At 39.1% G+C, this 18,805-nt stretch carries 18 protein-coding genes and 1 pseudogene; 9 read left to right on the forward strand and 10 right to left on the reverse strand.

Annotation, left to right across the window (positions count from 1 at the left end; translation table 11 throughout):
- Positions 1-60: 60 nt before the first annotated feature.
- Complete coding sequence (gene dnaA, locus F948_RS14625; protein ID WP_004914566.1) at positions 61-1,455, reverse strand: chromosomal replication initiator protein DnaA; 1,395 nt, start codon at positions 1,453-1,455, stop codon at positions 61-63.
- A 672-nt stretch (positions 1,456-2,127) separates the two neighbouring features.
- Between dnaA and rpmH the strand changes: the two genes are divergently transcribed.
- The 6 genes from rpmH to F948_RS14655 all read left to right on the forward strand — a co-directional run bounded on the left by rpmH (position 2,128) and on the right by F948_RS14655 (position 7,061).
- Positions 2,128-2,262, forward strand: coding sequence for a 50S ribosomal protein L34 (rpmH, locus tag F948_RS14630; protein ID WP_000831329.1), 135 nt, complete (start codon positions 2,128-2,130; stop codon positions 2,260-2,262).
- Between the two features lie 28 nt (positions 2,263-2,290).
- Positions 2,291-2,686, forward strand: coding sequence for a ribonuclease P protein component (gene rnpA, locus F948_RS14635; protein WP_004950005.1), 396 nt, complete (start codon positions 2,291-2,293; stop codon positions 2,684-2,686).
- A 9-nt stretch (positions 2,687-2,695) separates the two neighbouring features.
- A complete protein-coding gene (gene yidD, locus F948_RS14640) occupies positions 2,696-3,016 on the forward strand; it encodes a membrane protein insertion efficiency factor YidD (RefSeq protein WP_004950001.1) in 321 nt (106 codons plus the stop codon).
- A 5-nt stretch (positions 3,017-3,021) separates the two neighbouring features.
- A complete protein-coding gene (gene yidC, locus F948_RS14645; RefSeq protein ID WP_004965220.1) occupies positions 3,022-4,779 on the forward strand; it encodes a membrane protein insertase YidC in 1,758 nt (585 codons plus the stop codon).
- Positions 4,780-4,869: 90 nt separating this feature from the next.
- Entirely contained in the window at positions 4,870-6,225 is a 1,356-nt protein-coding gene (gene mnmE / locus F948_RS14650) for a tRNA uridine-5-carboxymethylaminomethyl(34) synthesis GTPase MnmE (protein WP_026057420.1), read from the forward strand.
- Between the two features lie 89 nt (positions 6,226-6,314).
- Positions 6,315-7,061: an IS5 family transposase gene (locus F948_RS14655; protein ID WP_004912080.1), complete on the forward strand. Its 747-nt coding sequence runs from the start codon at positions 6,315-6,317 to the stop codon at positions 7,059-7,061.
- A 78-nt stretch (positions 7,062-7,139) separates the two neighbouring features.
- Here the strand turns inward: F948_RS14655 and F948_RS14660 are convergent, their stop codons facing one another.
- Positions 7,140-8,315 (reverse strand): PilT/PilU family type 4a pilus ATPase, encoded by a 1,176-nt coding sequence (locus tag F948_RS14660; protein ID WP_004914541.1) that lies wholly within the window; start codon positions 8,313-8,315, stop codon positions 7,140-7,142.
- A 379-nt stretch (positions 8,316-8,694) separates the two neighbouring features.
- Here F948_RS14660 and F948_RS14665 point away from each other — a divergent pair, with 379 nt between their 5' ends.
- Positions 8,695-9,393 carry a DsbC family protein gene (locus F948_RS14665; RefSeq protein WP_004965227.1) on the forward strand — a complete coding sequence of 233 codons (699 nt, stop codon included), beginning with the start codon at positions 8,695-8,697 and terminating at the stop codon, positions 9,391-9,393.
- 49 nt (positions 9,394-9,442) lie between these two features.
- On the opposite strand, the gene F948_RS14670 is transcribed toward F948_RS14665, so the two are convergent.
- The 4 genes from F948_RS14670 to F948_RS14685 form a co-directional block, all read right to left on the reverse strand.
- Positions 9,443-9,694: a GlsB/YeaQ/YmgE family stress response membrane protein gene (locus F948_RS14670; protein WP_004914533.1), complete on the reverse strand. Its 252-nt coding sequence runs from the start codon at positions 9,692-9,694 to the stop codon at positions 9,443-9,445.
- Between the two features lie 227 nt (positions 9,695-9,921).
- Positions 9,922-10,449, reverse strand: a complete 528-nt coding sequence (gene hpt, locus F948_RS14675) for a hypoxanthine phosphoribosyltransferase (RefSeq protein WP_004914531.1) — start codon at positions 10,447-10,449, stop codon at positions 9,922-9,924.
- 216 nt (positions 10,450-10,665) lie between these two features.
- Positions 10,666-11,991, reverse strand: a complete 1,326-nt coding sequence (guaD, locus tag F948_RS14680) for a guanine deaminase (protein WP_004965234.1) — start codon at positions 11,989-11,991, stop codon at positions 10,666-10,668.
- A 200-nt stretch (positions 11,992-12,191) separates the two neighbouring features.
- Positions 12,192-12,938 carry an IS5 family transposase gene (locus F948_RS14685; protein WP_004912080.1) on the reverse strand — a complete coding sequence of 249 codons (747 nt, stop codon included), beginning with the start codon at positions 12,936-12,938 and terminating at the stop codon, positions 12,192-12,194.
- A 98-nt stretch (positions 12,939-13,036) separates the two neighbouring features.
- Here F948_RS14685 and F948_RS14690 point away from each other — a divergent pair, with 98 nt between their 5' ends.
- Positions 13,037-13,510: a hypothetical protein gene (locus tag F948_RS14690; protein WP_004914520.1), complete on the forward strand. Its 474-nt coding sequence runs from the start codon at positions 13,037-13,039 to the stop codon at positions 13,508-13,510.
- Positions 13,511-13,571: 61 nt separating this feature from the next.
- Here F948_RS14690 and F948_RS14695 read toward each other — a convergent pair whose 3' ends face one another.
- From F948_RS14695 to F948_RS14705, 3 genes are all read right to left on the reverse strand, one after another.
- Complete coding sequence (locus F948_RS14695) at positions 13,572-14,732, reverse strand: glutathionylspermidine synthase family protein (RefSeq protein WP_004965236.1); 1,161 nt, start codon at positions 14,730-14,732, stop codon at positions 13,572-13,574.
- A 14-nt stretch (positions 14,733-14,746) separates the two neighbouring features.
- The gene (locus F948_RS14700; protein WP_017397592.1) at positions 14,747-15,121 is read right to left on the reverse strand and encodes a hypothetical protein; all 375 of its coding nucleotides are present in this window, start codon (positions 15,119-15,121) and stop codon (positions 14,747-14,749) included.
- A gap of 189 nt (positions 15,122-15,310) precedes the next feature.
- On the reverse strand, positions 15,311-16,267 hold the full coding sequence (locus tag F948_RS14705; protein WP_004914511.1) for a TerC family protein: 957 nt from the start codon (positions 16,265-16,267) through the stop codon (positions 15,311-15,313).
- 391 nt (positions 16,268-16,658) lie between these two features.
- On the opposite strand from F948_RS14705, the pseudogene F948_RS16830 reads away from it, so the two are divergent.
- Positions 16,659-17,822: pseudogene (locus tag F948_RS16830) on the forward strand (low temperature requirement protein A).
- Positions 17,823-17,882: 60 nt separating this feature from the next.
- On the opposite strand, the gene F948_RS14715 reads toward F948_RS16830, so the two are convergent.
- Complete coding sequence (locus tag F948_RS14715) at positions 17,883-18,797, reverse strand: LysR family transcriptional regulator (protein WP_004965249.1); 915 nt, start codon at positions 18,795-18,797, stop codon at positions 17,883-17,885.
- Positions 18,798-18,805: the final 8 nt, after the last annotated feature.

Consider the following 18,805-nt stretch of genomic DNA (forward strand, 5'->3'; position numbering starts at 1 on the left):
AAAAATGTTAGCAGTGTACTATGCTGCACTTAAAACGAGTTTGCAACTCTGAAAATGAGTTTAACTTTGTAACAGACGAAGTAGGTTTTTATAATCTTCATTAAAAATCGGATCTTCTTCGCGAAGACTTACAACCTTTTCACAAGCATGCATCACCGTACTGTGATCTCGACCACCAAAGGCCATTCCAATCTCAGGGAAACTATCCCCTGTCAATTCACGTGCTAGCCCCATTGCTAACTGACGAGGGCGAGCATAAATACGGGTACGCTTCGGTCCAACCAATTCTTTTAAGGGAATACGGAAATACTCACTCACGACACGTTGAATATTCTCGACACTAATCGTTCTCGCTCGAATCGCTAACACATCTTTCAATGATTCGCGTACCACATCAAGATCAATAGAGGTACCTTTAAAGCGAGAAATAGCGACAACCTTATTCAACGCGCCTTCAAGTTCACGAACGTTTGCCACTACTTGTTGAGCGATAAATAAAGCACAATTTCGAGGTAAATCAACACCACTATTTTCAGCTTTTTTAAGCAAAATCTCGATACGAGTTTCAATATCTGGTGGTTCTACACCCACCGATAAACCCCATGAAAAACGAGAAACCAAACGAGGATCCAATTCAGTTAATTCTTTTGGATAACGATCTGAAGTTAAAATAATTTGCTTGGATTCGTCTAACAGAGCGTTAAACGTATAGAAGAACTCAACAAGACTTGCTTCTTTACCTGCAAGTAAATGAATATCATCGACCAATAACAAATCTAGAGAACGACAGTTTTTCTTAAATTCTTCAACCTTGCCTTTTTGCAAAGAGCTTACAAAGTCTTGTACAAAACTTTCAGAAGTCATGTACATGACACGTGCATTCGGTTTTGCTTGTAACAGCGCATTTCCGACAGCTTGCATCAAATGTGTTTTACCCAAACCTGTAGGGCCATAGAGAAACAATGGATTATGTTGCGATGCACCAAGCTGCGTTAAAACTTTTCGACAAGTTTCAGCTGCCATCTGGTTTGAACGACCTTCGACAAATAAAGAAAAAGTGAATAAAGGGTTTAATTGTCTTTTCTTAGGAATTTTAGAAACTGGGGGATTCGCTTGAACCAATTCAGCTTCTTTTTTTACTTTCATTGGGGAAGGCACTGCTGTGCTCAAAGCAGCTGTCGTTGTTGCAGGCTGTTCACTCGAAGATAAAATCGTTCCAGGTCTTGAATCTACCAATATCTCTACTTGACGCACTCGCCCTTCAGACAGTTGTTCAGCCAATATAGAAATCAACTCGAGATGATTATCTTGAATATAACGAGTCCAATAAGGGTTGGGTGCATATAAACGCATCACACCATCCACTTCTTCTGCAACTAACGGGCGAATCCACATCGCAAAGACGTTATCAGATAGCTCTTGTCGCAAGCGAGTTAAGCAGTCTGTCCAGAGCATGTGCATCCCCTATATATCCTTTTTTTTAAATTTAAAAGTAAAAAAGCCTACACCCCACCTTTCGAAGGGGTCGCCATTCTAACCAAGTTATCCACATCTGTCAGGCAAATTTATGGGACTTTTGCCGAAAAAGAAAGCGTTTGTTTATAAATTTAAATTTAAAAGCACTTGTGAATAACTTTTAGCACAAGCTGTGGATATTTTTAACACCAAAGTTATCCACAAAGCATAAAACCATTAAAAACACACTTATCCACACCGTAATCTAATGATTAAAAATGAAAATAGTGTGATTTCCACAAAAAACACCAACCCTAATAGTAATAAATTTAAATTTTAAAATTTGAATTTATTTATAAGTGAGATTCCGAATGTGGATAACTAAAATGTTTTAAATTTAAATTCAAAATACCGAAACTAAATTTAAAATCAAAAATGAATTGTTGATAACCTTGTTGGTATGGTGTGAATATAAGGTATTTCATATAAAATTTAAATAGATAGCTTGTGAATAATTATTTTCCTTAATTTCATATATTTAGTTGAGAACAATCAACTTGCTGTAAAACAAAGCAAACAATATGTAAAGTTTTTGCATTTTGATTGACAGAATAAAGATTGCGCAATAAAATCGCGGACCTTTATAGAAAGATCATTTTTGGGAGTTTCGATATGAAACGTACTTTCCAACCATCTGAATTAAAGCGTAAACGCGTTCATGGTTTCCGTGCTCGTATGGCAACTAAAGCTGGTCGTCAGGTTTTAGCTCGTCGTCGTGCGAAAGGTCGTCACAGCTTAACTGTTTAATTACTGTTAAGCCGACCAGACTTGGGTGATGGCACTTTACAGTTTTGGCACTGAATCTCGTATTCGTTGTGCTGCAGATTATAAAAGTGTATTTGATGGTGCGCTTTTTAAAGTGCACCAGCCCCATTTCCTTTTTTTAGCAAAATTAACCGAACAGCCGAATAGCCGTTTGGGTATTGTCGTTGCTAAAAAAAAGGTGCGTCGTGCACATGAGCGAAATCGAATAAAACGTCTTGCTCGGGAGAGCTTTCGTTTACATCAAGCACAGTTTGATGCAGACATTGATATTGTGGTAATGCCTAAAGTGGGTATAGAAGCAATTGCGAATAAAGAATTACATCAGCAATTAGATTTTGCTTGGCAAAAATTACAACGTTTAGCAAAAAAGCATTCTAAAGTCGTTGTGACCTCCCTCCAAAATTAGAGATCTCCAATGGTACGTCTACTGCATTGGTTGATAAGATGTTATCAAATCGCAATCAGTCCATTATTGGGGCCTCGGTGCCGTTATATTCCAACTTGTTCACAATATGCGCTTGAAGCTTTACAAACGCATGGTGCGGCAAAAGGTGTATGGCTTTCTACCAAGCGGATTTGTCGTTGCCATCCATGGGGTGGATCAGGCTATGACCCAGTACCACCCAAAGCACTTCGTTTTATTTCGTTTCATCAAATAGATTCTCAAATGCATCACGTTGCTGTACCCTTTCGTGATCGTTTACTCAAGCAAAATCTCTCTAACCATTTGGGATAATAGATATGCAACAATGGGCCAGATTTGCAATTCTTGGAGCCATGTTTGTTACCGCATATTTGCTAATTTTGGCTTGGCAAAAAGATTATGGTCATGCACAACCTGCTCCGCAGCAACAAGCAGCAGCAGTCACCACGCATGAAGTATCTGCAGATTTGCCAAATGCTCAAAATGCAACAGCGGCTTCAGACTTGCCACAAGCAAATGTGACTGCATCACAAACCACAGAAAAGCCATCTGTGAATCAGCAACTGATTTCTGTTAAAACGGATCTTTATCATCTTTGGATTAACCCAAAAGGTGGAGATATTGTCCGTGTTGAACTACTAAGCCATGATGAAAGCAAAGACAGCGAAAAGCCGTTTGTTATGCTTGAAAGTGATGCGAAACGTACTTACGTCGCTCAATCCGGTTTAATAGGTTTGAATGGTCCTGACAGTAGCCGTAGTGGTCGTCCGACTTATGATGTTGAAAAAACAACATATACTTTGGCTGATGCAAAAAGCATAACGACGCAGGATGGAAAAAAACAACAGGTCTTAACAGTACCTTTGGTTTTCAAAACACCTGAAGGCGTAGAGATCATCAAATCATTTACCTTCACGCAAGGTGATTATCCGATTACAGTCAAGCACCAAGTCATCAACCGTAGCCAGCAAAACTGGCAAGGTCAAATGTTTGGTCAGCTGAAACGTGATAATTCTGATGATCCAGGGAAGTCTTCTCAAGGTATCTTCACTTTGGGAACTTATCTTGGGGGTGCATGGGGCACGCCAGAGGAGCATTATAACAAGTTGAAATTTGAGAATTTCAATGATGAAAAACTGAATGTCGAAGCCAAAGGCGGCTGGGTGGCCATTGTTCAGCATTATTTCGTCAGTGCCTGGATTCCTGGGAATTTAAAACTGACACAAGCTGATGGCCAACCTTATACTGCCAAGCTGGAATCACGCCAGTCTACTGATGGTATGAATATCATCGGCTTCACCTCTCCAGTGATCAATGTACCTGCGGGTACCTCAATGGAAGTGGATGCGAAACTGTATTCAGGCCCTAAAATTCAGTCTGAACTTAAGGATTTGGCCGATGGTTTAAACCAGACGGTTGATTATGGCTGGTTATGGCCAATCGCCAAGTTATTGTTCCTGGGCTTGCAATTCTTCCATAACCTTGTGGGCAACTGGGGATGGTCAATTATCTTATTGACGATCTTGGTGAAGTTGATTTTATGGCCACTTTCTTCGAAAAGTTATCGCTCTATGGCGAAAATGCGTGTGATTGCACCTGAAATGCAACGCATGAAAGAAGAGTTTGGCGATGACCGTATGCGTTTCTCTCAAGAAATGATGGCATTGTATAAGCGTGAGCAAGTTAATCCGTTATCAGGTTGTTTACCATTACTATTACAAATGCCAATTTTCTTGGCTTTGTACTGGGTATTGATGGAATCTGTAGAGCTACGTCACGCACCTTGGTTAGGTTGGATTCAGGATTTATCTGCGATGGATCCATGGTTTATTCTGCCGTTGATCATGGGTGTCACCATGTATGTTCAGCAGATGCTTAACCCACAACCAACTGATCCAATGCAAGCAAAAGTATTCCGTATCATGCCGATCATGTTCACGGTGTTTATGTTGTTCTTCCCAGCAGGTCTCGTGCTTTACTGGATTGTGAACAACAGTATTACTATTTTGCAGCAATCGTTCATCAATAAAAGCGTTGAGAAAGATCGTCTGAACAAGTCAGAGTCAGCGTCTTAATCTCGAACTTTTACTGAATAAATCCGCTTAAGATGGTAATCTTAAGCGGATTTTTCTTTGGCTGTTTTTTGGATCTTTTAGATGAACACTATGCAACATCAAACCACTATTGCGGCGATAGCTACTCCCTTAGGTCGTGGCGGTGTTGGCGTAATTCGTTTGTCAGGACCAAAAGCGTATGCGATCGCTGAACAACTTACAGCGAAAGGTTTACCAGCAGCTCGTATGGCTGGATTTCGTCAGTTCTATGATGCTGATGGTACGGTCATGGACGAAGGAATTCTCTTATGTTTTCCAAATCCACATTCCTTTACAGGTGAAGATGTGGTGGAAATACAGGGACATGGTGGTCCTGTCATTCAAAATGCATTACTTGCCCGATTACTTGACTTAGGTGCTGTAGCAGCCAAAGCAGGTGAATTTTCAATGCGTGCCTTTGAAAATGGCAAAATGGATTTAGTACAAGCTGAAGCGATTGCAGATTTAATTGATGCAAGCTCTCAAGCGGCCGCACGTTCAGCAGTTCGTTCACTACAAGGTGCGTTTTCCACCAAAATCAACACAGTATTAGAAAAATTAATTCATTTACGCTTGCATGTCGAAGCTGCAATTGATTTTCCAGAAGAAGAAATTGATTTCCTTGCGGATGGGAAGATTCTAGCATTGCTGGATGATGTACAAAATTCAGTTAAGGCAGTACAACAATCTGCGCGTCAAGGTCAGTTGTTACGCGAAGGATTACAGGTTGTGATCGCAGGTAAACCAAATGCTGGTAAATCGAGCCTCTTGAATGCGCTCGCAGGACATGAGCGTGCGATCGTTACCGATATTGCTGGTACGACACGTGATGTGTTGCATGAAAAAATTAGTTTAAATGGGTTACCGATCACATTGACGGATACAGCAGGTTTGCGTGAAACAGGAGATATTGTTGAACGTGAAGGGATCCGCCGAGCAATCAAAGAAATTGAACAAGCTGATCTATTGTTACTGGTTTATGATTTAAACCAAAACGATGATCCATTGTTGTTGGCTCAAGAATATTTTGCTGAACATTTAGAGCCGAAACGTTTACTTTTAATTGGAAACAAATGTGATTTGACAGGACAAGCGGCCGAATTAAGCGATTATCAGGGCTTCCGTCATATTCGTGTTTCAGCAAAACAAGATATGGGTGTTCAGGCATTGATAGATGCGATTACAGCGCATGCTGGCTTCCAACCAGAAGAAGATACCTTTATTGCGAGAACTCGTCATTTAGACGCAATGAAGCGTACTCAGCGCTATTTAGCAGAGGCGCGTGAGCAACTCGTTGTGTTTAATGCAGGAGAATTGGTTGCTGAATCATTAAGACTTGCTCAAAATGCCTTGGGCGAGATCACAGGTGATTTTAGTGCTGATGATTTGTTGGGTAAGATTTTCGGTTCATTTTGTATTGGTAAATAATAAAAAAGCCTAGGGTGTGTTGACACTTTTAGCTTAAAAAATAGCGAAGTAGTAAAATCAAATCGCCAAACCCAATTTTACTATTCGCTATGCCTCGTACCATGCTGACAGATCAACACTGGCAAAAGTTGAAAACTATTTTGCGTAATTTATCTATTCATCACAACTCAAATTTACGTAATTTTATTGAAGCTATTCTCTATAGAATTAGAACAGGCTGTCCGTGGCGAGATATTCCTTCCTATTTCGGTCAATCAAACTCTATTTTCAAACGTTTTAATCGTTGGTCAAGCAGCGGTAAGTTGCTTAGATTATTCAAATTATTAGCATCATGCCCCGATATGGAGTGGATTTTTATTGATGGCTCTCACGTACGTGCTCATCAACATTCTGCCGGTATAGCGAATCAATCCATTTCTAAAAGTGTAGGAGGAAACTCCTCAAAAATACATTTGATTGTTGATTCACATGGCAATCCTATTGATTTCATGATTACCGATGGCACTACACATGACATCAAAGTTGCACCTGATTTAATAGCAACATTAGATTTAAAAGAGACAGAAGTGGTATGCGCAGATAAAGGCTATGATTCAGAACCACTGCGTGAGCAGATCAGAAAAACAGGAACAAAAGCGAATATACCAAAGAAAATAAATAGCCAATCGAACAATGATCATATGGACTGGTATTTATATAAAATCAGGCATTTAGTTGAAAATATGTTTTGTAGATTAAAACAATTTAGAGGGATAGCTACTCGATATGACAAGCTCAAAAGAAATTATCAAAGTGCTGTTGCCTTAGCCTGTATATTTTTATGGCTACCTTTATAGGTTTAATTATGAACAGTAAATGTCAACAGACCCTAGTTACTTTACAGGTAACTAGGCTTTATTCTTGTGTCAAAATTATTAAGCTTCTTCTTGCTCCTCAACTTCCTCTTCTTTGACCATGTTCAGTGAAGTGGTTGAAACCGGCATCCCATCTTGGCGTGAACTTTTTAATTTAATTTGCAAGCGTAACTCATTGACAGAGTCGGCGTTACGCAATGCTTCATCGTAACTAATTGCACCTTCGTTATATAGATCAAACAAAGCCTGATCAAAGGTCTGCATACCTAACTCGCGAGATTTGGTCATGATCTCTTTGAGCACATGGAATTGCCCTTTCAAAATATTGTCTGCGATTAATGGCGTATTGAGGAGGATTTCAATGGCAGCTCGACGACCTTGACCATCTTGAGTTCGCACGAGACGTTGAGAAATAATCGCTTTCATATTGGATGAGAGATCCATCAACAGTTGATTGCGACGTTCCTCTGGGAAAAAGTTAATAATACGATCCAGTGCCTGATTGGCATTGTTGGCGTGCAGTGTTCCCAAACATAGATGCCCTGTTTCAGCAAAAGCAATCGCATGTTCCATCGTTTCAGTATCACGTATTTCACCAATTAAAATCACATCTGGTGCTTGGCGTAGCGTATTTTTCAACGCGTGATGCCATGTATGACAATCAACTCCAACCTCACGGTGCGTGATCATGGATTTTTTGTGTTTATGGACGTATTCAACAGGATCTTCAACGGTAATGATATGTCCAGCAGAGTTCTCATTTCGATGATCAATCATGGCTGCTAAAGAGGTTGATTTTCCTGATCCTGTTCCGCCAACCACCAGTACCAAACCTCGTTTTTCCATAATCACATTTTTTAGTGATTCTGGGAGTTTTAGTTTTTGAAAGGTTGGAATTTCAGACGTAATGGTTCGAATCACCATGCCTATTTGTAATTGTTGTTTGAAAACATTGACCCGAAACCTTGAAACATTCGGGACATTAATGGCAAAGTTACATTCCCAATCATTTTCGAAGTCTAGACGTTGTTTGTCATTCATTAAACTATAAGCAAACAACTTGGTTTTTTCTGCAGTAAGCGCTTGTTGTCCTAAAGGGCGCATCAAACCCTGTAACTTAATGCTAGGTGGGAAATCTGCGGTAATAAATAAATCAGATCCCCCATACTCAACTACTTTAGTGAGCATATGAAACATAAAGGTTTTGGCTTCTTCTAATAATTCAGTGGTATACATGGGTCAACCTAACGTAAAAACGAGACTAATGAGTGTTGTTTGTTGGAAAATGGTTCATCAAAAGAAAACATCTCCTTGTTTCTTTTAAATGAAGGACAACACGGTTTTTTGAATCATCAGATTATTTCAAAAAGCGACTAAACGTTCTACTTTTAATGTATTTTTTGTTTTTATATCAATGTGCTGTGATAATTTTTGTCGCTTTTTTACTTCGCGTGTTTGTAAAAGTGTGATCCATTTCAAATCGAATTTAGCGCTATGATGTTCCACGTGAAACATTGCTGTATTTAGTTCAAGTTTGGTTGTATCTCGGTAAGCTCAGCTACCCCTTAAACATGATATGCGTACAATACGGAAAACCTTTTATTCGAGTTGCACTATGCTAAAAAAAATTGGAATGCTGGCTGTGTTGGGAGGAGTGTCTACCCTAGCAATGGCGAATGTTGAGACATTGAAAAGCAATTTAAGTAAACAGTATCCAAATATGGAGATCACAAATATCCAAAAAACAGAAATGTCAGGCTTGTATAGTGCCAATCTTGATAATCAAATTATTTACTTGGATGAAAATGCACAACATATGTTCATAGGATCTATGATTCGCCTACAAGATCAGAAAAATCTGACCAAGGATTTAGTGCTCAAACAAAACTCTATTGATTGGAAACAACTTCCTTTTCTGGATGCAATTAAAACGGTAAAAGGTAGTGGTAAACGTCAGTTGGCTATTTTTTCAGATCCGAATTGCCCGTACTGCAAACAGCTAGAAGCAGAACTTGATAAACTCAATGATGTGACCATCTATACATTTATTTATCCATTAAAAGCACAATCACTCACTGTATCTAAGCAGGTCTGGTGTGAGCAAAATCAAAGTGTAGCGTGGAAAAACTTGTTGCAAAAAAATGTTCAGCCGAAAGCAAAAACATGTGAAAACCCAATTGAGAGAAACCTGAGCTTAGGACGTAAATTGGGTGTGAATGGTACACCAACGTTAATCTTTTCAAATGGTTTAAAAATGGTGGGTGGGCGAAGTGCCGCTGATATTCAAATGATTTGGAAAGAACTAGGTTTATGACATCAGATGCTCCCAATTCAAGTTAATGATTTGGGAGCTATCAGATTGATTAGGTCTTTTTCATAATTAAATTATAAATAAACAGAATAATCACTGCCCCTATCACAGAAGCAATAAATCCTGCTGCTGAATTATCGCCATAAAGCCCCAACAGTCGGCCACCATAAGTCGCGAGTAAAGAACCTGCGATACCAAGCGCAGTCGTCACTATAAAGCCTGCTTTATCATTTCCTGGATGCAAAGCGCGAGCAATCAAACCCGCAAAGAAACCAACGACGATTGCTACAATCAGAGACCACATTGTATTTTCTCCTTGTTTTAACATTAGTATTTTGTCTTATCCTGCTAGATTTCACCTTGAAATGTCTGTAGTCAATTGCCCACTTATGTCGTATTTTTGTGCAAAATTGAACAGTGTTTGATGAAAGCTCAAGCAAAAAAAAGGTACGCAAGTGTACCTTATCAATATTTAATCTGCTTTTAGTTATGACAGCATCGTTATTAAAAAATGCTAAGAACCTATGCCAATTAAAGACCAATTTCTCCAATGAATGGGAGATGACGGTACTTCTGATCGTAATCTAGGCCGTAGCCGACAATAAAACGATCTTCGACTTCAAAGCCTAAGAATTTCACTTCTAAATCAATTTCACGGCGTGATGGTTTGCTCACCAGAGTACATAGTTCGATTGAATTTGGATTACGTGTTTTGAGCATTTCAACAACTTTGCTCAAGGTATTCCCAGAGTCAATAATATCTTCGACAACGAGGACATCTTTGCCGTTAATCTCACCATCGAGATCTTTTAATATTTTGACATCACGCGTGGAAACCGTACCACCGCCATAACTTGAAACCGTCATAAAGTCGAGTTCATGTGGCTTTTCAATTGCACGGCATAAATCTGCCATGAAAATGACTGAACCACGCAATAAGCCAATCAATACCAGTTCTTTATCACTTTGAGCATAGTGTGCGTTGATTTTGTCACCAAGTTGTTTCACTTTGGCTTGGATCTCTTCACTGGAAATCATTACGCGCATTGCAACAGTCATCGATAGATTCCTAAAACTTTAAAAATGGGAAAATAAAAAAGGTGTTGACCTGCAACACCTCGAAATCTTGAGTTAATACGAGAATTTTAAAACAAAATGAATTTTCATGCATCTTTTGATGCTGATGAAAATGTATCATTTTGAGAGGAATGACTGTCTCGTCGAAGTAAGACAGCACATTCGATCGCCAATAAGAGAAGTCCTAAGCTTTTTGAATTAAATGCTTTGGTTTTGCTGATAGGCCTTTTGTCCATAGATATAAGTCGCCTCAATATTGCGGTCATCGCCCATGGTAAATAGTGCAAACAAACTATCTTCGATGGATTTAGCACGTGATTGACGCAACTGTTGTAATGCCGTTGCTTTAAGATCAAGTACTACAAAATCCGCTTCTTTACCTACAATAAAGTTACCCAGCTTATCATCTAAATCTAGCGCTTTTGCGCCGCCTAAAGTGGCATGGTACAACGATTCATATGCGGATAATTTATCGCCTTGTAGTTGTTGTACCTTGTAGGCTTCATTGACTGTTTGCAATAGGCTAAACGAAGTTCCTGCACCAATATCTGTACCGAGTCCAACTTTGACTTGCTGATCCCATGTTTTCTTTAAGGGAAATAAGCCACTGCCTAAGAACAAGTTTGATGTTGGACAAAAAGCAATTGCTGAGTTTGTATCATGCATACATTTCCACTCAGTATCCTCTAAATGTACACAGTGTGCGAAAACGGAGCGTTGACCTGTTAAACCATAGTGGTGATAAACATCAAGATAACCATTTTGATGAGGAAATAAATCTTTCACCCATGCAATTTCATCTTTATTTTCACTTAAATGTGTGTGCACATACACATCAGGGAACTCTGCTTTAAGTTGCCCTGCTCGTTCAAGTTGTTCTGGTGTCGAGGTTGGTGCAAAACGTGGGGTAATCGCATAAAGTGCGCGACCTTGACCATGCCACTTCTGTATTAATGCTTTAGAATCAACATAAGCGCTTTCTGCGCTATCACATAGCGCTTCAGGTGCATGACGATCCATCATTACTTTGCCTGCGATTAAACGCATTTGGTGCTGTTCTGCGGCTTCAAATAAGGCATCAACAGACTCTGGATGTACGGTACAAAAAACTAAAGCTGTGGTCGTACCATTTTTGAGTAGTTCATTAACAAAAAATTTGGCAATTTCTTGTGCATAGGCTTTGTCTTTAAACTGGATTTCTGTTGGAAATGTATAGGTATTTAACCAACTTAATAATTGTTCGCCATAAGCACCCACCATTTCAGTCTGTGGGAAGTGAATGTGCGTATCAATCATTCCAGGGATGATCAGTTGTTCTGGGTAATGTTGAATCTCAACATCTGTAGGAAGATGATCTTGAGCAGCTTCCCAAGGGCCAAACCAGCGAATTTTGCCCTGTTCAGTGATCAGAACACCATCCTCAATATAACGAACCTGCTCTGCGATCTCTGTCGCGTGTGAAACTATGTTTTGAATATCTAAGAAGCGACCACGAACAACCGTGATGGGAGTAGCCAAAGTCATAACAACCTACAATTTTACTTTTTTCGGTTGATTGTACCTGATTTTGATCATTTTACTGGATTGTTCTCATATTTTGACGCAGTAAAATGGATTGAAGTGAACTAATCATCTGAATCAATTCACTTTACTTTTAAGCTCAAATGAGTAAATTGTCAGCAATAATTATAGGGTCTGTTGACATTTACTGTTCATAATTAAACCTATAAAGGTAGCCATAAAAATATACAGGCTAAGGCAACAGCACTTTGATAATTTCTTTTGAGCTTGTCATATCGAGTAGCTATCCCTCTAAATTGTTTTAATCTACAAAACATATTTTCAACTAAATGCCTGATTTTATATAAATACCAGTCCATATGATCATTGTTCGATTGGCTATTTATTTTCTTTGGTATATTCGCTTTTGTTCCTGTTTTTCTGATCTGCTCACGCAGTGGTTCTGAATCATAGCCTTTATCTGCGCATACCACTTCTGTCTCTTTTAAATCTAATGTTGCTATTAAATCAGGTGCAACTTTGATGTCATGTGTAGTGCCATCGGTAATCATGAAATCAATAGGATTGCCATGTGAATCAACAATCAAATGTATTTTTGAGGAGTTTCCTCCTACACTTTTAGAAATGGATTGATTCGCTATACCGGCAGAATGTTGATGAGCACGTACGTGAGAGCCATCAATAAAAATCCACTCCATATCGGGGCATGATGCTAATAATTTGAATAATCTAAGCAACTTACCGCTGCTTGACCAACGATTAAAACGTTTGAAAATAGAGTTTGATTGACCGAAATAGGAAGGAATATCTCGCCACGGACAGCCTGTTCTAATTCTATAGAGAATAGCTTCAATAAAATTACGTAAATTTGAGTTGTGATGAATAGATAAATTACGCAAAATAGTTTTCAACTTTTGCCAGTGTTGATCTGTCAGCATGGTACGAGGCATAGCGAATAGTAAAATTGGGTTTGGCGATTTGATTTTACTACTTCGCTATTTTTTTAAGCTAAAAGTGTCAACACACCCTACTTTTTGGAAAAATAAGCATGTATTTTTGGAATACCAAAGCACTTGCACATGAACTTGCCGAAGATACTTTGAGCAAACAGCATTATAAAAATTATTATTTAGCTGCGGCTTTGGTCGTGAGTGTGGTGTATTACTATGGGATGTATTCTCCTTATTATGATGTACGTGTGATTAGCCTAGAAGCCATTTTAACTTTATTGATTATGCTGATTGGTATTCAACGAACTTATCAAGCCAATGGTGCTGATGAGGGAATCAATTTTTTGAATCGGATCACCGCCCTCTCCTTTCCGATCTTGATTCAAACCACGGTTGCTGGTGTGGTTTTTGGAGTTGTTCTTTTGCTGATCTATCAATATTTTGGATTGGCTCAAACTGCATTTGCAATATGGTATGAATGGTGTGTGTCAGCCTTTACAATTTTTCTGCAAATTTTATTTTTTACACGTTTAGTGTCTTATATGAAACGTGTGGCAGCACATACGATTTAAACTTGATACGGTCAGGATGTATGTCATTAAACCCTGACCGATTGATGATTGTTATCTAGATTTAATCTATAAAATAATGCGCTGCGAAATGTGCATCATTGCCAATAATGTCATAACAGTCTTCACGAATCGACATGCCTGCACATTGATGTCCGACCATCCATAACCCCAGTGTCGGTAACTGACCAGAAAATAACGGCGTGTCGACCCACTTCTGAATCACATAACCATATTTGTCATAATCATCAAAATAAAAACTACCTGAAGCAGCGCCCTGATCCTGACCATCTTGCAAGACACGGATATTTGCCCCTTCTCTCGCCAAGATTGGTTTTTTTACCCATTTTCCACTGAAGTTTTGTTCAGGGTCATAGGCATAGGTTTCAACCAACAGTGGGTGATTTGGATACCGCTTCCATAGCTCAACTAAAATCGCTTTATTGGAGAGCAACATTTTCCAACACGGTTCGATCCAGTTCGTTTCTGGCTGAAGATACTGGGCAAATGATTCTTCCCAAATCCATTCCCACGGATATAACTTAAATAGATTTTGAATCGGTCGATTGTTTAGATCTACAAAACTCTGACCATTCCAACCAATATTTTCCATTGACAGTTCAGAGACCTGTAAATGAGCTTGAAAGGCAGTATCCATTAAGTATTCTAAATTGCCCCAATCTTCTCGCCCTGCTTCCTGACAAGCTGCAAAGTGGAGATGGCTTCCCCGAGGTAAAATAGTTTTCCAACGCTTAATCAGGTCTTCGTGAATGCTGTTGAATTGATCTCGATTTGCAATGCCTGAGACTTGTTCGATCCATAGCCATTGCGCTACAGAGGCTTCCAATAAACCCGTGGGTGTATCAGCATTGTATTCCAGCATTTTGATCTGCAGTCCATCATAGGCGAAATCAAAACGTCCATAGAGCATTGGACTATTCCGTCGCCATGAATGCTCAATATGTGGAATAGCAGCCTGTGGAATCTGGAAATAATTGGGATAATCACCACGTTGAATTAAATCCCCTACTACAGCTAAACACATTTGATGAAGTTCGTTTGCTGCATCTTCCAACTGTTCGATTTGTTTTAGCGTGAACTCGTAGGCGACACCTTCCGACCAATAAATAGAACCGTCCAATGAAGGTAGATTAAAATAATCGAACCCAATCTTTTGGTGTTCAAGCTGCCAATCGGTACGTGGGGAAAATAATTTTCTTTTCATATTGTTGTTCTAATTTAACCACCGAAAGACATGCCACCACGTCCAAATCCGCCACGGATTGGAGAAGATAATGAAGAGCTTTTCAGCGTAGTTGAAACGGTGGGTTGTCCCACACTAAGATTGCTTCTAGGTCGTAAAGTATGACCTCTAAACGAGACCTCACGATTATTTTGGTAGTATTGTGGTCCTAGATAACGGTTTGATCCATAACTACCTGCATAATAACCACTACTCGCGTTGTTATTCTCTTCTTCACAAGTGTCAGTATTCCAGTCAGCTGCGCAGTCATATTGGTTGTTGTAAACATCTTGAACCAATGGACCATCATTATGGCTACATGCAGTTAATAATAGCGGGACGACAACGAGATTGATTTTTTTAGAACGCATAATCTGCCACTCATTTAATTTAGTTGTAAGCGCCTTCATGGCGAACCAACTTTGTTTATTATGTTTCTAATCAGAAAGATAAAAGCGTAAAGCCGACATATCATATTGATCTGTTTTTTTAATGTACAGTCTAATTTTTAGTTTTTAAATCTCAAGACATCTGAAGCTCAGATGTCTTGAGTGATTCGCTTAGGATTGTAGCTGTTTTTTGTTATGACGCAGAGAAAGGTAAGCTGTAATGCTTAAGACGAGGACGATGAAGCCTAATGAAATCCAAATCGGCATGTGGAACACGTCGAGCATCAGCATTTTTGCACCAATAAACAGTAAGATAATCCCTAAACCGTATGGTAAGTAATGCAATTTAGTTGCCGCACCAGCCAACAAGAAGAACATTGCGCGTAAGCCTAAAATCGCCATTAGGTTTGCAGTCAATACGATAAATGGATCACTTGTTACCGCAAAAATCGCTGGAATTGAGTCGACCGCAAAGATAACGTCGGAACCTTCAACCAAAATCAGAACTAAAAATAATGGTGTTGCCCACAACAAACCATCACGGCGAACAAAGAATTTTTCACCTTCAAGTTGTGGCGTGATACGCATATGTTTGCGTAACCATTTTAAGGTTTTGATATCTTCGATATTGGTTTCTTCGTCTTGTCCTTTTAGGAATTTGAAACCTGTATAGACCAAGAACGCACCGAAGATGTAAAGAACCCATGAAAACTCTTGAACGAACCATGCACCAATAAAAATAAAGATGGTTCTTAATACGATGGCACCTAATACGCCGTAGAGTAGGATTTTACGTTGCAGTGCAGAAGGAATCGCAAATGCAGAGAAAATCATTAACCAAACAAAAACGTTGTCAATCGCTAAAGATTTTTCTAACAAATAACCTGCAAAGTATTCCATGGTTTTTTGGTTGGCTATACCTACCCCAACAGTTTGTTGTAAATAGAACCACAAACCACCACCAAACATTACCGCAACTGAAACCCAAGCAATACTCCAATAAGCCGCTTGCTTAATTGGAACATCCTGATTTTGCTTTTGTTTAAAGCCCAAAAAATCGATCAGTAGCATCACGATGACGATGCCAAAGAAGATGGCATATAGCCATATATTACCGATAGTGTCCATCACAACTCCCTATCTGGCAAATGGGCATAAAAAAACCTTGACCAGTTGCCAGATGAATAAAAAACATCTGTTTCAACATGATCAAGGTCTTGCCTACATCACAATGTACTGTGATGCTCAGAGTCCGACTTTTTGCAAAGTGTAATGACGAAACTCTGACACCGAAGGCATGATATGCACTTGGGCTTGGAGGAGGCTACTCCCCTTGTCAAACTAATTCTGTATGGACGGTAACATCCAAATATGTACATAGGATTACATAATTTGTGTGTTTGTGCAATTTTTGAATGAATAAATTTTCAACAATATTTTATCATGCTCGTTGTTGCCCTTTCATTCTGAAGGATTTTCTTAGCAATGATGAACAAAATACAGCGTAGAGAAAAAACATATGAGTGCTGAAAAACTTCACCACACAACATTAAAGGCATTTGCCCCACGAGATCCCCAAGAATCACATCGTGCCGCTACCCCTTTGGAGTTGTTATTTGATTTGGTTTTTGTTGTTGCGATTGCAACTGCAGGTCAACAACTGCATCACGCTATGATCGAAGGTCATTTGTGGCATGCTTTACCGACCTACTTTATGGTGTTTTTTGCACTTTGGTGGGCATGGATGAACTTTTCTTGGTTTGCTTCAGCCTAGACAATCACGATACGTTGTATCGTTGTTTGACCTTTGTACAAATGGCTGGTTCTTTAGTGATGGCGGCTGGTATTCCTGCGGTATTTCAGCAGCATAATTTTGACATGATCATTATCGGTTATGTGATTATGCGTTTGGCTTTGGTGACCCAGTGGATTCGTGTCGCTAAACATGATCCTTTACGAAAAGTAACCGCCTATCGATATGCCATCGGCATTGTATTAGTTCAATTCATCTTGGTCCGTTGCTCTTTCTAGTGTTGGTGATATGTGAATTAGCAGTACCATTCTATGCCGAAAACATGCGATCACACCTTGGCACCCACATCATTTTGTGGAGCGTTATGGCTTGTTGACGATTATCGTATTAGGTGAGTCGATTATTGGATGTTTTGCTGCTACTCAAGATGCATTTTCGAATCAGGTATTGAATCTTGAAGAGATTTTTCTGATTGTAGATGGGCTATTGATGATGTTTGCGATGTGGTGAGTTTATTTTGATCGCAGTCATCACCACCATCAACGCCGTGGTGTACAACCATTTTTATGGGGTTATGGGCACTTTCTCATTTTTATTAGTATTGCTGTGTTAGGGGCTGCATTAGCCGCTGCGGTCGATGTTTCAACGAAACATGCCGAAATTTCAGCTCAAATGATGGGTTTGATTATTGCCGCAAGTTTAGTTGTTTATAGCACCTGCGTATGGCTATTTTATGAAGCGTTTTATTTAAAGGGATGGAGACGTTAGATTTATCCAATCACGGTTTTTATTCTATTGTGTATGCCATTTATCTTTAATCAGATTGGACACATTGTGTTTGCGATGGCGATTGTCTACATCCTTCGTCTTATGTTGTCTAAAGCTTTTTTGATGAATTGTGATGATGAGCAAAGCATCACAACGCATTAAGCTTCCTTTCCATTTGAACTACCACCAAGTTTGGCGTTTTAATACGCTAACTTGGTAGGCTCAAAAAATTTTCAAAATTTCATTTCGAAGAAACTGATGGCGAGGATTCTTTCTGACGTGTTCGTGCCAATACATCCCCATTTTAATTTTAGGCAGCTCGATGGGTAACTGATGTATTTTTAAATCTTGTGCATAATGCAGATGTTTTAAAATACTATGAGGAATGGTGAGAATCGCCTTAGGATACTGAGCCAAGACTTGTAAGGCAGTGGAATAGTGCTGACAGCGCATAAAAATTTGTCGAGAAAGTTGCTGTCGATTGAGATAAATATCTTCAAGCAATAATCCTGTTCGCCGAGAGGACACACCGATATGTGGTGAGGATAAATAGAGCGATAAATCCATCTCTGTTTGAAGTGTACACGCCACAAAATGATCTTCAATCAAGTTTTCAAACTGTAAATTTTCTTGATAGGGTTGTACTAGATCAATCACAAAATCAATTTGTTGTGCTGAAAGATCAGCCAGCATATTTTTTCGATCAAGTTTGGAACTCAAAAACTGAATATCGAGATTGAGTTGACTAAAATGATGCACTAATTGAGGAAAAATAATCGGTTCAATTTCATCATGAATTGCGATTTTCACGCTTTTCAGCATGCTAGGATCAAAGTCGTGTTGTGGAATCGCAATATTTTGAATCGTTGATAACGCCGTTTGAATCGGTTGATAAATTTGTTCGGCAAAAGGTGTGGGAAGCATTTTTTGTCCACTACGCACAAATAATTCATCTTTAAGTTGCAGACGCAAACGTTGTAAAGCATGACTGACCGCAGATTGACTAATACAAAGAAGTTGAGCGGCCTTAGAAATACTTTTTTGCTCAAAAATCGCAATAAAAAGTGGATACAGATTGATATCAATACGATGGAAGTTACCCACTTCTAATGGGTTTATATTATGAATATGATTCATAGTGTTGA

Origin of the sequence: Acinetobacter junii CIP 64.5, from assembly GCF_000368765.1 — a bacterium.
Classification (GTDB): Bacteria; Pseudomonadota; Gammaproteobacteria; order Pseudomonadales; family Moraxellaceae; genus Acinetobacter; species Acinetobacter junii.